This is a genomic window from Ideonella sp. P3_A4 (genome assembly GCF_056403075.1).
The window spans coordinates 1-19,165 of the sequence record NZ_JBFUGE010000066.1 but is presented as its reverse complement, the minus strand read 5'-3'; the positions used below and the strand labels follow the sequence as shown (position 1 = coordinate 19,165).

Annotated in this window: 15 protein-coding genes; 7 read left to right on the top strand and 8 right to left on the bottom strand. The window is 66.8% G+C overall.

The genetic code is table 11. The annotated features are described in order from the left end of the window. Positions 1–2: 2 nt before the first annotated feature. Positions 3–983 carry a GlxA family transcriptional regulator gene (locus AC1DYI_RS09440; RefSeq protein ID WP_477203843.1) on the bottom strand — a complete coding sequence of 327 codons (981 nt, stop codon included), beginning with the start codon at positions 981–983 and terminating at the stop codon, positions 3–5. A 92-nt stretch (positions 984–1,075) separates the two neighbouring features. On the opposite strand from AC1DYI_RS09440, the gene AC1DYI_RS09435 reads away from it, so the two are divergent. Both AC1DYI_RS09435 and AC1DYI_RS09430 read left to right on the top strand, forming a co-directional pair. Beyond that, on the top strand, positions 1,076–1,534 hold the full coding sequence (locus AC1DYI_RS09435; protein ID WP_477203842.1) for a tautomerase family protein: 459 nt from the start codon (positions 1,076–1,078) through the stop codon (positions 1,532–1,534). A gap of 9 nt (positions 1,535–1,543) precedes the next feature. Then, a complete protein-coding gene (locus tag AC1DYI_RS09430) occupies positions 1,544–2,362 on the top strand; it encodes a dienelactone hydrolase family protein (protein ID WP_477203841.1) in 819 nt (272 codons plus the stop codon). Here AC1DYI_RS09430 and AC1DYI_RS09425 read toward each other — a convergent pair. Next, the gene (locus tag AC1DYI_RS09425) at positions 2,340–2,957 is read right to left on the bottom strand and encodes a TetR/AcrR family transcriptional regulator (RefSeq protein WP_477203840.1); all 618 of its coding nucleotides are present in this window, start codon (positions 2,955–2,957) and stop codon (positions 2,340–2,342) included. The two genes, AC1DYI_RS09430 and AC1DYI_RS09425, sit on opposite strands and share 23 nt — an antisense overlap. Positions 2,958–3,078: 121 nt before the next feature. Here AC1DYI_RS09425 and AC1DYI_RS09420 point away from each other — a divergent pair, with 121 nt between their 5' ends. Then, the gene (locus AC1DYI_RS09420) at positions 3,079–3,816 is read left to right on the top strand and encodes a hypothetical protein (protein ID WP_477203839.1); all 738 of its coding nucleotides are present in this window, start codon (positions 3,079–3,081) and stop codon (positions 3,814–3,816) included. Between the two features lie 27 nt (positions 3,817–3,843). Here the strand turns inward: AC1DYI_RS09420 and AC1DYI_RS09415 are convergent, their stop codons facing one another. Both AC1DYI_RS09415 and AC1DYI_RS09410 read right to left on the bottom strand, forming a co-directional pair. Then, entirely contained in the window at positions 3,844–4,221 is a 378-nt protein-coding gene (locus AC1DYI_RS09415; RefSeq protein WP_477203838.1) for a response regulator, read from the bottom strand. Between the two features lie 32 nt (positions 4,222–4,253). After that, entirely contained in the window at positions 4,254–8,303 is a 4,050-nt protein-coding gene (locus AC1DYI_RS09410; RefSeq protein WP_477203837.1) for a hybrid sensor histidine kinase/response regulator, read from the bottom strand. 106 nt (positions 8,304–8,409) lie between these two features. On the opposite strand from AC1DYI_RS09410, the gene AC1DYI_RS09405 reads away from it, so the two are divergent. Then, positions 8,410–9,042 carry a LysE family translocator gene (locus tag AC1DYI_RS09405; RefSeq protein WP_477203836.1) on the top strand — a complete coding sequence of 211 codons (633 nt, stop codon included), beginning with the start codon at positions 8,410–8,412 and terminating at the stop codon, positions 9,040–9,042. 5 nt (positions 9,043–9,047) lie between these two features. Here AC1DYI_RS09405 and AC1DYI_RS09400 read toward each other — a convergent pair whose 3' ends face one another. From AC1DYI_RS09400 to AC1DYI_RS09390, 3 genes are read right to left on the bottom strand one after another with little or no spacing between them, the layout of a single operon-like run. Then, entirely contained in the window at positions 9,048–10,808 is a 1,761-nt protein-coding gene (locus tag AC1DYI_RS09400; protein ID WP_477203835.1) for a hypothetical protein, read from the bottom strand. Positions 10,809–10,810: 2 nt separating this feature from the next. Then, on the bottom strand, positions 10,811–12,283 hold the full coding sequence (locus tag AC1DYI_RS09395) for a transglycosylase SLT domain-containing protein (protein ID WP_477203834.1): 1,473 nt from the start codon (positions 12,281–12,283) through the stop codon (positions 10,811–10,813). A gap of 47 nt (positions 12,284–12,330) precedes the next feature. Next, a complete protein-coding gene (locus AC1DYI_RS09390) occupies positions 12,331–14,061 on the bottom strand; it encodes a hypothetical protein (protein WP_477203833.1) in 1,731 nt (576 codons plus the stop codon). Positions 14,062–14,220: 159 nt separating this feature from the next. Here AC1DYI_RS09390 and AC1DYI_RS09385 point away from each other — a divergent pair, with 159 nt between their 5' ends. From AC1DYI_RS09385 to AC1DYI_RS09375, 3 genes are all read left to right on the top strand, one after another. Next, positions 14,221–15,816 carry a flavin monoamine oxidase family protein gene (locus AC1DYI_RS09385; RefSeq protein ID WP_477203832.1) on the top strand — a complete coding sequence of 532 codons (1,596 nt, stop codon included), beginning with the start codon at positions 14,221–14,223 and terminating at the stop codon, positions 15,814–15,816. 151 nt (positions 15,817–15,967) lie between these two features. Next, positions 15,968–17,038 (top strand): hypothetical protein, encoded by a 1,071-nt coding sequence (locus tag AC1DYI_RS09380; protein ID WP_477203831.1) that lies wholly within the window; start codon positions 15,968–15,970, stop codon positions 17,036–17,038. A 216-nt stretch (positions 17,039–17,254) separates the two neighbouring features. Continuing rightward, positions 17,255–18,322 (top strand): hypothetical protein, encoded by a 1,068-nt coding sequence (locus AC1DYI_RS09375; RefSeq protein WP_477203830.1) that lies wholly within the window; start codon positions 17,255–17,257, stop codon positions 18,320–18,322. Positions 18,323–18,371: 49 nt separating this feature from the next. On the opposite strand, the gene AC1DYI_RS09370 is transcribed toward AC1DYI_RS09375, so the two are convergent. Next, a partial coding sequence (locus AC1DYI_RS09370) for a putative glycoside hydrolase (protein ID WP_477203829.1) occupies positions 18,372–19,165 on the bottom strand: 794 nt, incomplete at its 5' end.

The following is a 19,165-nucleotide window of genomic DNA, read 5'->3' as shown; positions in this document are numbered from 1 at the left end:
ACTCATGCCAGTGCGGTGGCGGTCCTGAAGCGGCTCGGGTTGGCGCCGGCGAAGCGCTTCATCATGCGCCGCAATGCCGTCGCGTCCTGGTAACCGACGGCAACCGCCACCTGTTCGATCGTCATGCGGCTGCCGCCCAGCAACGCGCGGGCACGCCGTTGTCGCACGCTTTGCACGAGAGCCAGTGTGCTCATGCCGGTGGCGCGCTTGATGTGGCGTGCCAAGGTGCGCTCGGACATGCAGAACTCGCGCGCCAACTGGCCCACCTTGGGCGGTTCGGGCAGCGCGGCTTCGATGCGCGCAGCCAAGCGGCCGATCAGATCGTCGCCACTGGAAAACACCTCGGGCACGATGAACGGGGCCTGGGCTTGACGTCCATCGACCAGCAACACGCGCGACACGTGGTCGGTCAAGGCGTTGCCGCAACGGGCGCGCAACAGKTGCAGCATCAGGTCGGTCTGGGCAAAGGCCGCGCCCGCCGTCACGATGGGGCCGTCGGCGCAGACCATGCGGTCGGCGTCCACAGTGCAGTCGGGCGCCAGGCGCTTGAGCAGCGGCGCGAGCCACCATGAGGTGGTCACACGACGCCCTTCGAGCAGGCCGGCCGCCTGCAGCAGGAACACTGCCGAGCACGACGCAGCCACGCCGCCGCCAGCCTTCGCATGCCGGCGCAGTGCGGCGAGCACTTGCTGCACGTCATCGTCGCCAAAGCGCTGCTGGATCGCCGCGGGCGTGTCCAGACCCACCCCCGGAACGATCCAGGTCGAGCGATCGATGCCGGACCGCGCGGGCAGCTTGGCCGTGTCGACACTGAGGCCAGACCGGAGCTTTACCGGACCGCCGTGTGGAGACAGCAGCTTCCAGGTCGGCGCCACCAGCCCGAGGCGTGGCGCCAACGCAGCCGCCGCTTCCAGCATGTCCAGCGTGACGGCCACGCTTGTCGCGTAGGCGCCTTCGAGCACCATGACGGTGAAATCGCGCATTGTCAGAATCAGCCCGAAAGATGTCGATTGGGACACTGTAGCGCCGAGGCGGTTCGGCATTCAATACCTGCATCAACAGCCCCGGAGCGCACATGCCGAACATCGTCCTGAAGATCCCGAAGAACGCCTTTCCGGCCGAGCACCGCGCCGCGCTGGTCCAACGCATGCACGAGGCGGCGGCCAGCGTCGAACGCATCCCGGCCGACCCGGCCAAGCGTTTTCTCAGCTGGGTGCTGGTCGACGAGATCGACCCGGCGGACTGGACTTGCGGCGGTGCCGACGTGAGCAGCCGCTTCATCCCGTGCCTGGTGATCGTCTATCTGCCGGCGGGCGTGCTGGACGACGCCGCGCGCTCGCGCTACGCGCAGCTGGTGCAAGCGGCGTTCAATCAATCGCTGCCGGACCAGGAGCGGCGCCAGCTCGTGACCTCACTCGTGCTGAACGAGGTGACCGACGGTACCTGGGGCGTCAACGGCGAGATCTGGCGGTTGCCGCAGTTCGCTCAGGCGGCCGGTTACGCCCACCTTCAACACCTGCTTGTTGCGGCCTGAGGCAGCACGATGAAGAGCGATCAGCTGAATGCCGACGACCCGCTCGACGATTTCGATCCACGCTCCATTACGTTCGATGGCAGCACCAAGCGGGTCTACGTGGCCGGCAGCGGGCCGGGCGTGATCGTGATGACCGAGATGCCGGGCATCAGCCCGCAGGTCGCACGTTTTGCGCGTTGGGTGCGAGAGGCCGGCTTCACCGTCTACATGCCGTCGCTGTTCGGCCGCGATGGCGCGGTGCCGCAGGTCGACGAGGGGATCGCTGTCTTTCGGCGGGCCTGCGTCAGCGCCGAGTTCCGCGCCTTGGCGGCCAACGAATCGAGCCCGGTGACGCAGTGGTTGCGCGCGCTGGCGCGCCTGGCGCACGAGGAATGCGGCGGGCCGGGTGTCGGTGCGATCGGCATGTGCTTCACCGGCAACTTCGCGCTGACGATGATGCTGGAGCCGGCGATGCTGGCGCCGGTGCTGTCGCAGCCGACCTTGCCGCTGGATGATCCCGCCGGGTTGGAGATCTCGCCCGACGACTTGGTGGCCGTGCGCGAGCGGCTGGAGCGTGACAACCTGAACGTGATGGCCTACCGCTTCGACGGTGACCGCTACTGCACCGCGCAGCGCTTTGCCGCCTATGCCCAGGCGCTGGGCGATCGCTTCGTGGCGCGGGTGCTGCCGGACAGTGCCGCCAACCCCGACACGCCGCCCTTCTTTGACAAGGTGGTGGCCAGCCCGCACAGCGTGGTGACGGCCCATCTGGTTGACGAGGCCGGCCACCCGACCATCGCCGCGCGCGACGAGATCCTGGCCTTCTTCAGGCAGCGCTTGGCAGCTTGAGCAGCACCGGTCGTGGCGCCTCATGGCCCATCGCCAGCGTGGCTTCGAGGCCGGGGAAGGTCAGTTGCTGGAACAGCGTGTTCAGCTCTTCCGGCGGCAACGGTTGCGCGCTCTCCATCCACCAGATGAAGCTGGCCCACAGCGCACCGACCACGTAGTGCGTCGCCAGGTCGAGCCGCGCGGTGGACGGCGAGCGCCAGCGGCGCAGGTCTTCGCGCACCAGCTCGGCCAGCATCTGGCGGATGTGGCGCTCGACGCTGGTTTCGCTTTCGCGCGCCACGGTCATGCGGTAGATGCGCTGGTGGCTGGCCAGATGTTGGAAGAACGGCAGCGTGAACCCGAGCGGTTCGCCGCCAGCAGCGCGGTGCATCTGCACCAGCCAGGCCCGCAGCCGGCCGATGCTGGTGGCCAGCAACTCTTCCTTGCTTTCGAAGTGCGCGTAGAAGGTGGCGCGCCCGACGCCGGCGCGGTCGATCAGGTTCTGGATCGTCAGCCGTTCGTAGCCGCGCTCGGTCATCAGCGCGAACAGCGCCTCGAGGATCAGCTCGCGCGAACGCTGGGCGCGGCGGTCCAGCGCTGAAGGGGTTTCGGACATGGCGGGTTGCCGAACAGTTGTCGAATTTCTGTTCGCAAGCGAACAGGCAGCTGCGGGATGTTCGGGCGATTGTCGGGGAGGCTGGGTAGCGTGGGCCTTCCGTTGTTCACCCTATATCCCCATGGCAATCGATTCCTCCTCATCTGTCGCGCCGGCCGGCACCAAGGCCGCCGGCATCGGCATTGCACTGGCCACCATCGTCTCGACTGTTTTCGTGGCCCTCGACGAGAGCGGCGGCGGCCAGGGCCAACTGGCGATTCTGCAAAGCATCGCGCAGCTGCAAAGCCTGAAGGCCTGGGTGCACGGCGTGGCCATCGCCAGCCTGTGCGCCTATGCCTTCGGCTACGCCACCTTGGCCCATCGGCTGTCGCTGCGTCGGCCCGCGGTGCTGGCCGGGTTGGCCTGCTACCTGATGGGCTGCGTCGCGCTGGTCGGTGCCACTGTGGTCGACGGATTCGTCATCCCGCACATCGCGGCCGACGCGGTGGTCGGCTCACCCGAGCGTGTTCGCGTGGCGTATGAGCTGGTGCACTACGCCGGGCTGGCTCTCACCGATGCAGCCAAGATCGGTTGGCTGCTGCAGGCGGTGGGGTCGGTCGTCTGGGCGATGGCGCTGCTGCGGGAGCCGGGCCGTTCGCGAATTGCCGGTGCAGTGGGCCTGGTCGCGAACGCGCTGGTCGGCGCCGCGGTCGTTGGCTCGGGCATCAACATGAGCATGGTCTCGATCCTCAGCATCCTGCTGGCGCAGCTGGCGTGGAATCTGGCGGCAGCGGTATGGCTTGCATGGCCATCGCGTGCCGGCTCTGACAAGGCGAAGGCCTTGGCCGCAGCCGACCGCGTGTCACCAGTGCTGCGGTAGTCGCACCGGCATGAGGAGGTGAACTCCTCAGCCCGCGGAGATCACCTCGGCGATGCGGCGGGCGATCTCGCCAACCGGCGCGCTCTTCGACACGCCCGGGCGGCCGCCGACCTGGCCGTCCAGCGAGTCCACCTCGGCCGATGACACCATCGAGGTCAGGTAGAGCACGGGGATGCGCTGGGTCACCGGGTCGGCGTGCAGCCGTCCGCAGACCTCGCCGCCGTCCATCTCGGGCATGTCGATGTCGCACACCACAGCTGCAGGCTTGAGCATGATCGCCAGTGCCTGCACTTCGCGCGGGTCGTTGGTGACATGGACTTCGAACAGTGCGTCGAGCTTCAGCTCCAGCAGTTCGGTCACGGCGGGATCGTCGTCGACGATCAGAATCCTGGGCTTGTCGGCCATCTGTGTTTCCTTTTGCCGGGATTGTCTGGGCGCTACAGGCCAGACTGTGGCGCAGTCGCCGCAGGCCGTGTGCGTGATTCCACACCGTCGATGTGGCTGCGCAGCGCGGCGAGTGTCAATTGCAGCTCGGCCTGCGTCCAGGTGCCGTGCTCCAGCTTGCCGCACTGTGCGGCGGCCCAGTGCAGCCCATAGAGGGCGAAGCTGCCCGCCAGCCGGTGGGCCTGGCGGCGTGCGCCCGGTTCATCGCCACTGAGGCCCGTCGCCTCCAAGGCGGCCAGCAGCTCGCGGCGCGATTGCAGAAAGGCCGGCATGCGATCGCGCAGATCGGGGTCGATGACGACGTCGGCCGGGTCGGCTGCAGCGTCGGATGCGGTTCGCACCACAGGCTGCGGCGGCGCTGGCAGCTGCCCGGCGGCCCATTGCAGCGTTTGCAGCAGCACTTCTTTCGAGACCGGTTTGCACAGGTAGTGGTCGCAGCCGGCCGCCAGCGCTCGTTGGCGCGTTTGCTCATCGTCGTGCGACGAAAGCATCACGATGCGGCATGCGCCCAGTGCACCCTGGTGCTGCTGTTCGCGCAGCCGGCGCGTGGCCTCGAGCCCGTTCATCACCGGCATGTCCAGGTCGATCAGCACCAGGTCAGGCTGGCATTGCAGCGCCTGCTCCACCGCGGCGCGCCCATTGACGGCGGTGAACACGGTCAGTGGYGGCGTGGGCATGTAGCGCCGCATCACCAGCAGATTGAACTCGTCGTCGTCGACGGCCAGCACGCGCCAAGTGGGCAGTTGGTCAGGCCGCACTGGCACCGGCCGCAGGTCGCTGGCCTGGCGTTCGCGCTGGGCATCAGCGAGTGCCGGATTGGCTTTCTGAACCAGCCATTCGAGCGTCGTGCCGTCCGCCTCGGAGGTTCGCATCTGCAGCGAGCCGCCCTGGATGCGCGCCATCAGCCAGGCCGAGTAGGTACCCAGGCCGGTGCCGTCGGACTTGCCGGCGGTGGCGTATTTGTCGAAGAAGCGCTCGCGCACCGATTCGGGCACGGCGCCCAGGTTGTGCAGCGTCAGGCGCAGCGGGGCTTCGGTGCGCAGGTCCATCGTGATCGCGCTGCCGTCCGGTGCCGCTTCGATCGCGTTCTTCAGCAGGTTGGCGAGGATGGAATAACACAGCAGCTCTTCGGCCMACGCGTGCACCGCCATGCCCGGTGCGGCGTCTTGGCCATCGACGCGAATGGCGATCTGCAGCTGCTTGGTTTCTGCATGGGCGCGCACGTCGGCCACCACGTTGCGCACCACCTCCAGCAGGTCCACCGGCTGGGGCCGGAAGGCGTAGCTGCCTTGCTCCATCCGGAACAGGTCGAGCGACAGGTTCACCAGGTTGAGGATGCGAAAGCCCGCGCGCTCGACGATGCCCAGCAGCTCTTCGTCGTCACCGCTCAGGTGGTGCCGCTCCCGCAGCAACCGCGGCACCGCGATGATGGTGTTCAGCGGCGTCTTCAGGTCGTGCCGGCCGATGCGCTCCATGTCTTCGCGCAGGCGCACGTTCTCTTTCAGCGTTTCGTTCTGGCGTTCCAGTTGCTCGGCCTGTGTGGTGATCTGGTCGTGCGATGCGCGCAGTGCCTGGTCCTGCGCCCGGCGTTCGCTGATGTCGATGATGGCGGCGATCCAGCGCACGACGAAGTCTCGGTCGTCGCGCACCGCCATGCCACTGACCTGCACCCACACGTGCTCGCCGTCGGCACGCAGCAGGCGGTACTCCTCGGGTGCGTAGTACTCGCCGCGCGGGCCTTCGGGCCCTTTGCCCTTGATGAAGGCGACCCAGCGACGCGTCACACGTTCGCGGTCGTCCGGGTGGATCATGACCTTGAAGTAGTCCGGCCAGTCGGCGGTGTCGGCATCGGCCGCGTAGCCGAGGATCTCGCGCAGGCGTGGCGAGTAGTAGGTCTCGTGCGTGTGGCCGTCCCAGTCGACGATGCCCACGCGTGCACCGCGCACCACCAGGTCGAGCCGGCGTTGTTCGGTACGGGTCAGCTCGATCTGCGCGCGCAGCGCTTCTTCCTGCTCGCGGAAACGCGTCACGTCCAGGTACGAGGTGATGAAGCGGACGGTGCGGCCCGTGTCGTCGACCTGCGAGATGCCCTCGGCATGGATCCAGACGAAGCTGGCGTCGCGCCGGCGCAAGCGGTACGACATCGGCTCGCCCGGCTCCTGCTCGCCGCTCGCCGGCTTGCGCYGGATCATCTGGCGGAACTGCTCGTGGGCCCGCTCGCGGTCGTCGGGGTGCATCATCTCGAAGATGCTGGGCCAGATGCTGGTGTCGTGGTCGGCGGGGTAGCCGAGCATCTCCTTGAAGCGATCGCTGTAGGTGACGATGTCGCGCACCGCGTCCCAATCGCCGAAGCCGGCTTTCGTCGAGCGCACCAGCAGCCGCAGCCGCTCGCGCTCGGTGGCGAGAGCCTGCTCGGTCGCCTTCAGGTGCGTGATGTCGATGAAGGTGCAGATGTAGCGCAGCGTGCGGCCATCGTTGCCGACCAGCGCCACCGCCTCGGCCTGAACCCAGATGGCCTCGCCGTCGGCCCGCAGCAACCGGTAGGCCAGCGGTGGGTGCTCGCGGAAGCCGCCGCGCAGCGCGCGCTGGCTCAGTTGCGAGTCGAAGGCCTGTTGAACGGCGTTGCGGTCTTCCGGGTGAACCTGCTCGAAGAAGCTGGGCCAGCGGCTGGTATCGGCGTCGGCCGCATAACCCAGCATCTGCTTGTAGCGCTCGGAGTAGCCGAGGCCGCCGGTCGTCATGTCCCAGTCCAGGATGCCGGCCTTGGTGGCGCGCACCAGCAGGTTGGTGCGGTGCCGCTGTTCGAGCCCGCGCAGCTCTTGCGCCGTCAGCGCGCGAGCGAACCGCTGCAACATGGCCGCCGCGGCGGCCAGCACGAAGGCCAGGATGCCGAACGGTGCGCGCTGCCATTCGAAACGCTGCTGGATCTGCAGACTGTCGGCCACCAGCAGCACCGCGAAGACCAGCAGGCCGAGCAGGAACGCTGCGGCGCCTTCGCGCCGATGCCGAAGCGCRAGCACCAGTCGCGCCGTCAGCCAGCCGACGCTGCACAGCGTGAACACCTGCAGGTAAGGCAACCATGCGGTGAACACCGGCGCCGGCATGGCCAGCAGCGCGACCATTGGCGCCAGGCTCGCCACCAGCAGCACCTGCGTCGTGCGCAGGCGGGTTTCGTGCGGGAACAGCTCGCGCAAGAACAGCAGCAGCAGCGGTGTGCCCAGGTGCCAGGCCAGGTACTCCAGCCGCAGGTGCGTGGGCAGCGTGAACGGTAAACCCAGGCGCTCCAGCAGCCGCTCGTTCGCCATGCCCGTGTAGGCGACAGCGCTCAGGCAGAACAGGCAGAACCACAAGCCGCTCACCTCGCTGCGGCGTACGAGGTAGAACGCCAGCGCCAGCAGCCCCAGCAGGCCGAAGCAGCCCATGACACCGAAGTCCAACGCCAGGTTGCGGCCACGATACAGGCCCAGCATGCTTTCGTCGCCCAGTGTGGCGGCCTGCACCATGCCGCCTTGCGCATGCAAGAAGTTCGAGACATGCACCACCACCCGCATCGGACAGCTGGCCGCCGTGAGCGGGATCAGCCGGGTGCCGACCACCGCTTGCTCTTGCGCCGCGCTGTCGGCGGGCTCGCCTTGCCGGTGGATCAGTTCGCCGTTGAGGTACCAGTGCGCCGCGCTGTGCTGGGCTGGTAGCAGCAGCGCGAGCCGGTCCGCGCGCTGGCATTGCACCGTCAGCTCGTAGCTGCCCCAGAACGCCGCCGATCCGGTGGCCGCGTTCCAGGCACTGGGCACCTCGATCAACGTACTGGTCCCGCTCGGTGCCGGCGAGGCGGCAGGCGCCACGAAGGCCTTGGGGTGCCMGCGCCATGACCCGGCGAGCGGCACTGCGCCATCGCGCAAGGCATCCCACCCTCGCAGATCGATTTGCCCGTCAACAGCCAATGACGGTTGTTTCGCGGTGCCAGCCGGCGATACAGCCATCGCGGCCATCGCCGCGATCGACAAGGCCATCAGAACCAGGCAGCGCAGGAGGAGGGAATGCACGTTGGGGCGGGCAGCAGAAACAGCGCAGGGCAGTGTAGGCCTCAGGACGCGTTTCGAGCCGCTTCGCCGCATGCGCCGTCGTGAGGGACTGTGCTTCAATCACGCCATGAACCCCACCACGCTGCTCGCCTTCACCCTGGTGGCGCTGATCGCCATCGCCACCCCGGGCCCGACCGTGCTGCTGGCCCTGGCCAATGGATCGCGCTTCGGCCTGCGGCGGGCCGTGCCCGGCATGCTGGGCGCGATGGCATCGGACTTCGTGCTGGTCGGCGCGGTGGCGCTGGGCCTGGGCGCGCTTCTGGCCGCGTCGGAATTCTGGTTCACGGTCGTCAAGTGGGTCGGCGCGGCCTACCTGGCGTGGCTGGGGCTGCGGCTGTTGCGCTCACGCGGCGGGCTGGACTTGGCACAGGGGGCGACCACGCAAGGCGGTGGATCGGCGCGGTCGGTGTTCGCCAAGTCGTTCCTGGTCGCGGTGACCAACCCGAAGGGCTACCTGTTCTGCTCGGCGTTGCTGCCGCAGTTCATCGACGCCGCTGCGCCGCAGTGGCCGCAGTACCTGGTCATCGGCCTGCTCTTCGCCGTGCTCGATTTCGTCGTGATGCTCGGCTACGCCGCGGTCGGCGCGCATGCGATCCGTCTCCTGCACCGTCGCGCGGTGCTGTGGATGGACCGATGCTGTGGCGGCGCGTTGCTGCTGCTGTCAGGCTCGCTGCTGTTTTATCGGCGCAGCAGCACCTAGCTGACTCAAGAGGCGGCGCCGGCGTCCTTCAGCCTGGCCAGCAGGAGGTCGTTCACGCTGCCATCCGCCGGGACGATCCCTTCTTCGACCTTGTACTGGGCTATCGCGGCCCGGGTGGCCTCGTCGAGGCTGCCGGTTTCTGGGGCCTTCAGCGCCTTTTGCAGCGGGCGAATGTCGTCCACCGTCAAGCGCTTCTCGAAGCCGCTCGGCGCCGTGCCGGTCTCAGGGGCCTTGGGTTTCATGTTGTCGGCCACCTTGCCGCCCACGTAGGCTCCGCTGCTGATGCCCATCAGCATGTACAGGTTGTCCGGGATCTGCGGCAGGCCTTCACTGCGGATCACCGAGACGAACGAATAGGCCAGCGTGAACAGCGTGAAGCCAAGCATCTGGAACCGCAGCAGGTCGAACTCGCCGTTGTCGTTGATGACCAAGTCCTTCAAGCTGGCGGTGTCGACGATCGGCGGCGGTGCCTCGCCGGCCGAAGCCATCTGGTCGATCCCGCGCGACAGCACGCTGGTGCCGCCAGAGATGCCCAGCAGCACCAGCACGCCCGAAGAGATGTCGAGCAGGATGCCGTTGGCCACCCAGACGAAGCAGAACGCGTACAGCACGAGCAGCGTCCACATCATGATCTGCACGTTTGACAGGCTGAAGCGCTGGGTGCGGTGACGCGCGAAGCGACCCATCAGCCGCATGGGGTTGGGCTCCTTGAAGAGCAGCCCACTCAGCACTATCAGCGCCGCGATCAGGATGAAGCCCGACACCAGCGCGATCCTGTAGTTCGAAGTCACGAAAACCTGCCCGGCGTCGAACACCACCTTGTCGCCGTTCAGCCCCATCACCCGCACCCGGGCCGGTTTGCCGAACCACGAGTCCAAGGCGCCCAAAGGCGTGGCGGCGCGACCCGGCAACTGCAGGGGAACTGCCTGTGCCATCTCCGCCGGCAATCGCACCTCGAACAAAGCGCCGTCACTGGACTCGGACACCAGCTTGCCTGGCGCGGACAGCGTGGATAGGCCGGGTTGGCTTTCCGCCCCGGCCGAGAAGCAGAAGCTCAAGGGCAGGGTGCGGAAATCGAAGCCGCTCGCACGAACCTGCACTTTCATCATGCTGCCGGGCAGCAGGCGCGATGGCTGGATGATGGTCACATCGGCGTCCGCCGCGGTGGGGGGCACAGTCTCTTCCAGCGGGCTCGGGTTGACGAGCGCAAACTCGAAGTCGGGGTTGTCGCCGAGCTGCCAACGCAGTGTCGACCCTTTGCTGACCACCGCGTGGCCTGTGGCATCGAGGGTGAGGCGGGTGCCGCCGATCAGCGTGAAAGCCTGCGGCTGCATCAGCAGCGGCCGCACCTCCAACGTCTTGCCGTTGCCATTCAGCGCCTGGCCCTTGTCGTCGACTGTGATCAGGTAACGACGTCCTTCGCGCAAAGCCGTGGCGTGGCCTTGGGCGCCGGCGTCGAAGCGCAGGCTGGCTCTTCCTTGGGCCAGTGAGACGCGTTGCAGCGTCTGCGGTTGCACCGTAATCGCATGTTCCAGCTTGATGCTGGCCACGCCAGCCCCCAGGCCCAGCATGGTGGCGTCATCGTTCAAGACCAGATCCGCATCGATCACGGCTTCGAGCCGCGGCGAGAGGGTCGTCTGCAGCGGGTCAAGCTGCAGCACTTCGCCGGCGTGCAGCGTGCGCATTGGCCGGCAGGGCGCGCCCGCTTCGGCCGCGCTCGACCAGCCCAGCATCGTCATCAACAGCAGTGAAAGCCAGCGCCACATGGTCAACCCCTTCGAAGCAGCTGGAAGTAGCTCGGTGCGGCGCCGGACAGCCGCGCCGGGTCTTGCGCGAAGAACGCGAAGCAGTCGTTGAACCACAGCGTGAAGCGATCGGCGTGGGCGCCGGTGCCGATGGGAAACTGCCGCATCTTCCAGCGATTGGCTACACCGTCGTTCAAGACCAGCCGCCCCGCGTTGTAGGCGCAAGCCACCTGGGGCGGGTCCAACCGGGTCAACATCCGCTGCTCGCTGATGTAGGCCGTCCCGGCATCGATGGACACCTCGGGGCGCAGCAGGTCAGCGCGGGTCAAGGTCCGGTTGCCCGTGGTGCTTCGCGCGGTGCTGATCAAGGTCTGCATCAGGCCCGGCGAAACCTTGTCGKGTGTGGCCGTGTCGCTCACATAGCCAGGTTCGGTGCGCACTGCATCGGCTCGGCCCGACGTCTCGGTGCAGATGGTGGCGATGATCAGCTCGACAGGCACCCGGTGCTGACGCGCCGAGGCTTCGATCATCGGGCCGAAGTCCCGCCACACGCGTGGCACGGTGACCAACGCTCCGGGGCTGCGGTCGAGGCTGTCGTCGACCACCAAGCCATCGCGCGTCAGCTGCCATTTCACGCCGCCGAAGGAGTTGTGAGGCTCCATCAAGGAGCGCAACGAGACGCCGATCGCGTCGAAGCTGAGTTGGCCGACCAAGTCAGCGCCGCTCAGGGCCGGAGTGCCCGCGGCTGGTGCGTTGACGGTGGCCGCGGTCGGTGGGGCCGAGGCCACCGTTTGCAAACCTGCCTCGGCCGGCAGCACCACGCCCAAGGCGTTCAGCACCGTGCGTATCGGGGTGCAGATGCTGGCCTCGACCTCGAAGTTCTTCGGCGTGCGGGCGATGTGCAGGCCGATCGCGACACCGTCCTGGTCGAGAATCAACGCTCCGCTGTCGGTGCCCTGGGTCGCTGTTTGCCACACAACACCGTTGCGGATGCCGTAGATCGTCTGCTGCTTGAAGTTCAGTCGGAACGTGCCGCCGTCGACCATGCTGTTGTAGATCACGTCGACGTCGCGATCTGTGCTCTGTACCTGCGCCGTCGAGACCAGCTTGCTGGCCGCGCCAAAGAACTGCAGCCGCATGCCCTCGAACGACCGTGTCGCCGAGCCGGTCGGTGCCCCTAAGCCCTCGATGTCGTCCGCGACCAGACCCGGGTCGGTGATCCGAGCGACGGCCGTGTCGCAGGTCTGTTGCACGCCGGTTGCGTCGCGCAGCTTCACTGCCCTCTCGAACTCGGCCACCTTCTTCCAGCCGTCCGGCGTGAAGGCTTCGATGGCCTCGCCGTCACGGGCATAGCCGCCGCGGGCGATGACGTGGCCCGCGGTGAGCAGGTAGCGCCGCGCCGGGTCGTTGGCCGACGCGACGACGCAGCCCAGCGTGCCAGCAAAGTTGGGCCGCAGGCTGTTGCGGATCAGGGCACCACCTTTGACGGATGGCATCGTGTGTCTCCCGGCAGCAGAAAAGAGAGAGCGGACCGTCAGCTGGATCAGCTCTTGGACAGGTTCTGCACCGCGCGGGCGGTATCGGCGTCGTATTTGCCTGTCGGCGAGAGCGACTTGTTCTTTTGCAGCTGCAGCAGCTTCTCTCGCACTTCTTTGTCGAACTGCTCGGGCGTTGGCGAGAGCCCCAACCGCTGGCGAATGCCTTGCATCTGCTTTTTGGAGACGCATTCGAAGCTGCACTCGGCACCGGCCACTTCGCACTTGTCGGCTTCCGGTGCGACACACGCTTCAAGTGCCTTGGCGGTCTCGGTCTTCTTCTTCGGGCTGTTCGTGCCGACGGCGTTCTTGTCCTTCTTGGCCTGATCGGCCTTCGGGTCTGTGCCTGTCGTCGGCGCCGCCGCGGGTTTGGCCACCACCTTGATGGTGACCATCATGTTCGCACCGGTGCTGTCGCTGATTCGGATCGGGTAGACGCTGTCGGCGACCGTGTCGGCGCCGGCTGTGAGCAGGATGGCATCAGCCTGGATCTGGGAGTTGATGCCTTTCATGGGTGTGTTCAGCACAGCCACGGTGTAGGGCGTGGTGCCGCCGGAGATGGACACCGCTGCCGCGGCGGCGGTGCCAGCTTCGATGTTGATCGTCGTCGGGGTGACGGCCAGTGGTCGCATCGCCTTGGCCAAGTCAGGGTTGCAGGCGGCGATCGCCGTTTGCAGCTTCTCCAGCGCCATCGGGTCGACCGCGCGCAGGGCGTTGGTCTCGACCTCGAGTGAACCCGAATGCTGGCGCAGCCGGCCGAGGGCCTTGCTGAGCAGGTCGGCCGGGCGCAATTCATTTTCGACGCGTTGCACGGGCTTGCCAGTCTTCGGGTCGATTTCCCCGTCCTCGGCGGTGGCTGCTTCCGAGATCGATCCGGTGCCTGCTGCGCCCTTCTGTGCGGTCACCTTCTTCGTCAACGTGGAACCCAGGTCCAGCCCAGGTGCAAAGATGGCGGCCGACTTGCCCAGGTCGCCGATGGCCTTGGGCAAGGCTGTCAGCGCGGACAGCGTGTCGTTGAGCGCCGYGTCGACCAGCGTGCGCACGTTGTCCACGTGCGCGACCAGCAATCCGCCGGCCGCACTGACAAGCCGTTCGGCCCCACCGGCATGCACGATCGCCTGATTGGCTGCGTCGTACCGCTGGCCGAAGGCGGCCAACTCGGCCTGCGACGCCGTCACCAGGGCGGAGGGCGAATCTTCCTGGCTGCTGACGACCGACAGCCACCGCGTCACATCGCCAGCGGCTTTCGAGCCGTCCTTGGCGGCTTTGACGGTGGCGTCCACCCGGCATCGGATGCGTTGAAGCTCGTCCTCACTCAGGTCCAGCGGCGAGATGGCTGCGCGGCCGCAGGCCAGGGACTTACGGCCCTCGACGAAGATGGCCTGGCGGCCTGAATTGCTGTTCCAGGTCCCGATCTCGTAGGCCGTGCCGCCGATCAGGGCCGCACCGATCAACCCGTCGCGGTGCACGCTGCCGGCGGCCATGCCGAGTGTGGCCGCGCCGACGACGAACAAGCCGGTGCTCAGCGCCTGCTGTCGGTCGAATTCCTTTGAGGGCATGGTGGCGTAGGCGTCGTAGACGCGGTCGGCATAGTCGACCGCTATCCGGACCTTTTCGCTGGCATTGGCGCCTTTCGAGAGCTCGACCCTCGTTGGTGCGATGAAGGGGTTGATCGCGCAACCGGCGAGGCCGCCGGAGAGTAACGCGGCAAGCAGCATCAGGAAGCGGACGTGGCGCATGGTGCGGGCCTTCACAGGTCGTACGGCGATGGATGGCAATGGACCATCAATGCGCCCGCGCTGAATCCTCAACACAGCGGATGCGGCGGGCCGGGTGTGTCTGGCGGATGCCCCGGCGCGGGGCTATCTGGCCGGCACGGAAGTCGGACAATGCGCACCATGACCGAACACGACATCGTCATTGCCGGCGGCGGTATTGCCGGCCTGTACTGCGCGCGGCGGTTGGCCCATGCAGGCAACCGGGTGCTGATCCTCGAAACGGCGTCGGACCGTTGGGGTGGGCGCATCGAGACCGAAGACCTCGATGGCTTCATCGCCGAGATGGGGCCGATGCGTTTCGAGCCGACGCTGCAGCCGCGCTTCGCGTCGCTGTGCGACGAGCTGGGTGTCGGCCTGGTGCCGTTCTCAGGCCCGAGCGCCGACAGCGGCGTGCCGCCCGATGGCGAGTTGCCGCCGGAAGAGCAGGGCCTGAATTCGCTGCAGCTGCTGCAGCGCGGGATCATGCTGATCATGGGCCGAGCGCCCGACGACCAGGCCTGGATCGACAGCCTGACCGAAGACGACTACATGCGTTTTCGCAAGCACGCGCAGCTGCATGGGCAGCCGCTGTGGGCGACAGGCTTCTGGAACGCGTTGTCGGCGCAAGGCATCCTGAGCCACCGTGCGCTGGTCAAGCTGCGCGACACCGGGACCTTCTATCACATGATCCCGGAGAACCTGAACGCGATCGAGTGGATCATCTGGTGGCTGCGTGCGCTGAAGACCGTGGGCCGCGAGCTGGCCAGCATCGAAGGCGGTTCCGCCCGCCTGACCGAAGAGCTGTTGGCCAAGCTGCGCCGCCACCCCAACATCACGCTGGCCGGCGGCCACACGCTGCTCGGCTTCCGCCCCGTGGGCCTGGGCAGTTCGACGCTGGTACTGGACGTGCAGACGCAAAGCGGCGTCACGCCGCTGCGCGCCGAGCGGCTGATCCTCGCGCTGCCGCGGCTGCCGCTGGTGAAGCTGGCGCCGAGCCTGCCGCAGCACATCGAAGAGCAACTCGACAGCGTCAACGGCTTCCCGATGCTGAAGGTCTTTCTCGTCAGCAACACGCCGTGGTGGGACTACGACCAGCCGCCGCAGCAGCACGCGCACTGCATGCCGACGCGTGAGGTGCACTACTTCCGCCGCCCGCGCGACAACGACCCCGACGGCCACGGCATGGTGCTGCTGTACATGGACCGCCCATCGACCGAGTTCTGGCGCCCCTACGTGATCGACTCGCAGCGCCACGACCGCGCCGAGGTCGACCTGAACCCGCGCATCGTCGATGCGTTTGCGCTGTTCATCGCGCGTGACGTGAAACGCGCGCTCGAAGCGACGGCGGCGCAGGCCGCGGCCGATGCGGCAGCGGGTGACCCGATCATCAACCTGACCGACCAGGCGCGCCGCATGTTCGAGCACATGAGCCTCGAAGAAGCCGCGGCGCATGTGCGGCAATCGATCATCACCTACGGCATCCGCGACTGGGCACGCGCGCCGTACGGCGCCGCCAATCACGGCTGGCAACCGGGTGTGCGCTCGTGGAAGGTGATGGAGTCGTTCAAGGCTTTCGACTTCGGCAGCGGTGCGCGCAACGTGCACATCGTCGGCGAGGCCTATTCCGACTACCAGGGCTTCATCGAAGGCTCGCTGAACAGCGCCGAGTTGGCGCTGCGGACCATTCCGCCGGTGGACGCGCCTGACGACGAGCAGGCCGAAGTGGGGCGAAGCTGAGGGGCGTCCAAAGCGAACCGGGAGAGAAATGATCGGTCGCATCATTTCACCTCCTTGACCATCCCCAGATTTGAAATGCCGTCCAGCATAACCTTGAGGGTCGCAGACATTGGCTGCGAAGCCCATCAATACCCAAATCTGGAGGATTCCCATGCAGGTCAAATTCGCGAGCCGTCTGACGGTTGCAACGGTTGCGTTGATGTCACTTTGCGGCGCGACGCTGGCGGCACCAGCCTACACGGTGCAGCAAGTGCACCCTGAACTCGCCGGAATGTTCGGTACCTCGTTCAACGACAAAGCCAAGGTCGCGGCGACCATCAAGAACAAGAAGGGCAAGTTTGTCGGCGCCGTCTGCTCGACCACCACCTGCACCGAAGTGCCGGTGCTGGCGGGCGCGCCCAAGGGCAGCGCCGCGAGCCTGCGCGGGATCGACAAGGTCGGCCATGTCGTCGGCAATTCGCCGACAGCCAAGACGTATGCGCACGCCATCCTCTTCGACGGCGTCGAAACCAAGGACCTGGGTGCATTCCCCGAAGACGACTGCGGCGGCTGCTCCCTGATCAGCTACGCCTATGGCATGAACAGCAAAGGCCAGGTCGTCGGCAGCAGCCAGACCGGCGACGGTGGCTTCCAGGGTTTCGTGTGGAAGGACGGCGTGATGACCAAGCTGCCGACGCTGGGCGGCTGGGCCAGCGGCGCGAACGCGATCAACGAGCGTGGTGTCGCGGTAGGGAGTGCCGTTGTCGAGGAGACTGGCTACGGGCATGCCGTCATCTATCGCAAGGGCAAGGTGCAGGACCTGGGCGTGCTCGGCACGGGCAGTGGTTCGACAGCCTGGGACATCAACAACCTCGATGTCGTGGTCGGCGACAGCACCACCGATGGCCCGAACGGCGAGCGACCGTTCATCTACAGCGCCGGTGAGATGAAGCAGCTGCCGTTGCCGGCCAACGCCTTGAACGGCTCGGCGAACCGCATCAACGACGCTGGCTGGGTGATCGGGGGCTACCTGCCAATGGGCGATTCGCACGGTCGGGCGTGGGTGAACGATGGCCACGATGTCTATGACTTGAACACCCTGATCCCGGCCGCCGATCAGGCCCAATGGATCATCAACGGCGCCACGGACATCAATGCATCGGGCCAGATCCTCGTGCACGCGACGAAGCCGTCGGACCTGCAGACGACCTACACGCTGATCCTGACGCCGACGGCGAACTGACGCCCGGCAAGGCGGGCCCTCCCGGGCCCGCCTTTCGCTCACGGCGTCCGCAATACCGTGGACGCGCCAGACGACGAGCAGGCTGAGGTGGGGCGYAGCTGAGAAATGATGACGATTCGCACGTGATGACTAACATAACCTTGAGAGTTGTTGGTATATGCGCCGAACGTCGGCGCGGCATGCCAGCGCTCTATCAACATGGAAATGTGGGAAGTCATGCAACACAAGTTCACGATTCGACTGACGATCGGCGCGTTCGCCGTGATGTCGCTGTGCGGCGTCAGCGCGGCACAGACACCGTCCTATACGGTGCAGCAGGTGCACCCCGAGCTCAAGCAGGTCATGGGCGAGGCGTTCAACGACAAGGCCAAGGTCGCCGCGACCATCATCAAGAAGGGCCGGTTCATCGGGGCGGTCTGCTCCGCCAAGGTTTGCACCGAGGCGCCGGTGCTGCCCGGGGCGCCGCAGGGTGAATTCGCCCGTATCGGCGGGATCAACAAGCTCGGCCATATCGCCGCCTCGTCGTCGACCGACAAGGCCCTCGAGCACGCGTACGTCTTCGATGGGGTCGAGACCAAGGAGATCGGTGCGTTCGCCGAGGACGATTGCGGCGGCTGTTCGCTGTCCAGCTGGGCCACGGGGATCAATGACAAGGGTCAGGTCGTCGGCTACAGCGAGACGGGCCAGGGCGGCATCCAGGGCTTCGTCTGGAAGAAGGGCGTGATGACCAAGTTGCCGACGCTCGGTGGCAGCTGGAGCAACGCCAACGCCATCAACGAAAACGGCGTGGTGGCCGGCGTGGCCGAGGTCGAGACGGGCACCTGGCACGCGGTCATCTACCGCAAGGGCCGGGTGCAGGACCTGGGGGCGCTGGGGACGGGCACGGCCGCGGGCGCCCACGACATCAACAACTTCGATGTGGTGGTCGGCGACTCCGCCACCGATGGCCAAGATGGGGGGATGCCGTTCATCTACAGCGCAGGCGAGATGAGGCAACTGCCCCTGCCAGTGGGGGCCTCCAGTGGCAGCGCTGATCGCATCAACGACGCTGGCTGGGTCGTCGGATCGTTCTCACTGAACGGTCATTCGCGCGGCTGGGTCTTCGACGGCCACGAGCCCTATGACCTGAACGGCCTCATTCCAGCCGCCGATCAAGCCCAGTGGGTGATCATTGGCGCATCGGGCATCAATGCCTCCGGCCAGATCCTCGTCTCGGCCCGGAAGCCAGGCGAAGAGTTCTTCAGCCACGCGCTGATCTTGACGCCGCAAGCGCCGGCACACTGACATCGTGACGTCGTGACGGCAGGGCGGGCCCGGAAGGGCCCGCCCTTGATCAAGGTGCGACCAACTGCACGTTGCGCACCTGGAAATCCACCCCCTGCTGGTCGTCCCAGACCGGGAAGATGCCGAACGGGATGACGATGTTGTCGAGCGTGAAGCACGGCGCGTTCTTCGTGCCCGCCACGTCGGCCACGGCCAGCGTCACGGTGTGGAACTGGCCATCGGCCGGCGGCTTCACCGCGTCGGGCAAGACGTAATCGACATTGCGGCAACCATCGCCCGGGCTTTCCATCTTGATGGCCAAGCCCTTGGTGTTGGCACCGTAGCTGCTGACGGCGACCTCGAACTGCAGCGTGCCGGCGGCATAGTTGCTGAGGTTGACGGCACTGCCCTTGAACGTGAAGGTGCCGTTGCCACCATCAGCTGCGAACTTCAAGTCCGCGACACCACTGGCCACGTTGGCCGTCACGTGCGTGCCGTTGGTCGACCAGCTGTCCGGCGCCAGATCACCAAAGAAGCCGGTCGGCCCCAGCAGCGTGACGCTCGGCCCCGGCAGCGGATCGATGTCCGGCGGCGGCGGCGGCTCGAAGTCTTCGCAGGCGTGCGTGTCCGCGTCGCCGGTTGCGTTGACCAGCCACCGGACGCGCGCGAAGCTGGCTGCGAACGGCTTGTCGGTTTGCACCAGGAACGGCGTGTCGATCACGCCGAAGTCAGCACCTGCATTCGCAAAGCACGACAGCGGGATCTTGACCGTGGTCTTGGTGTTCAAGGCCAACGCACCCAGCACCGTGGTGCCGTCCAGTTCGCCCCGGCAGGGGTACCCGCAGTCGATGCGGATCTTCACGC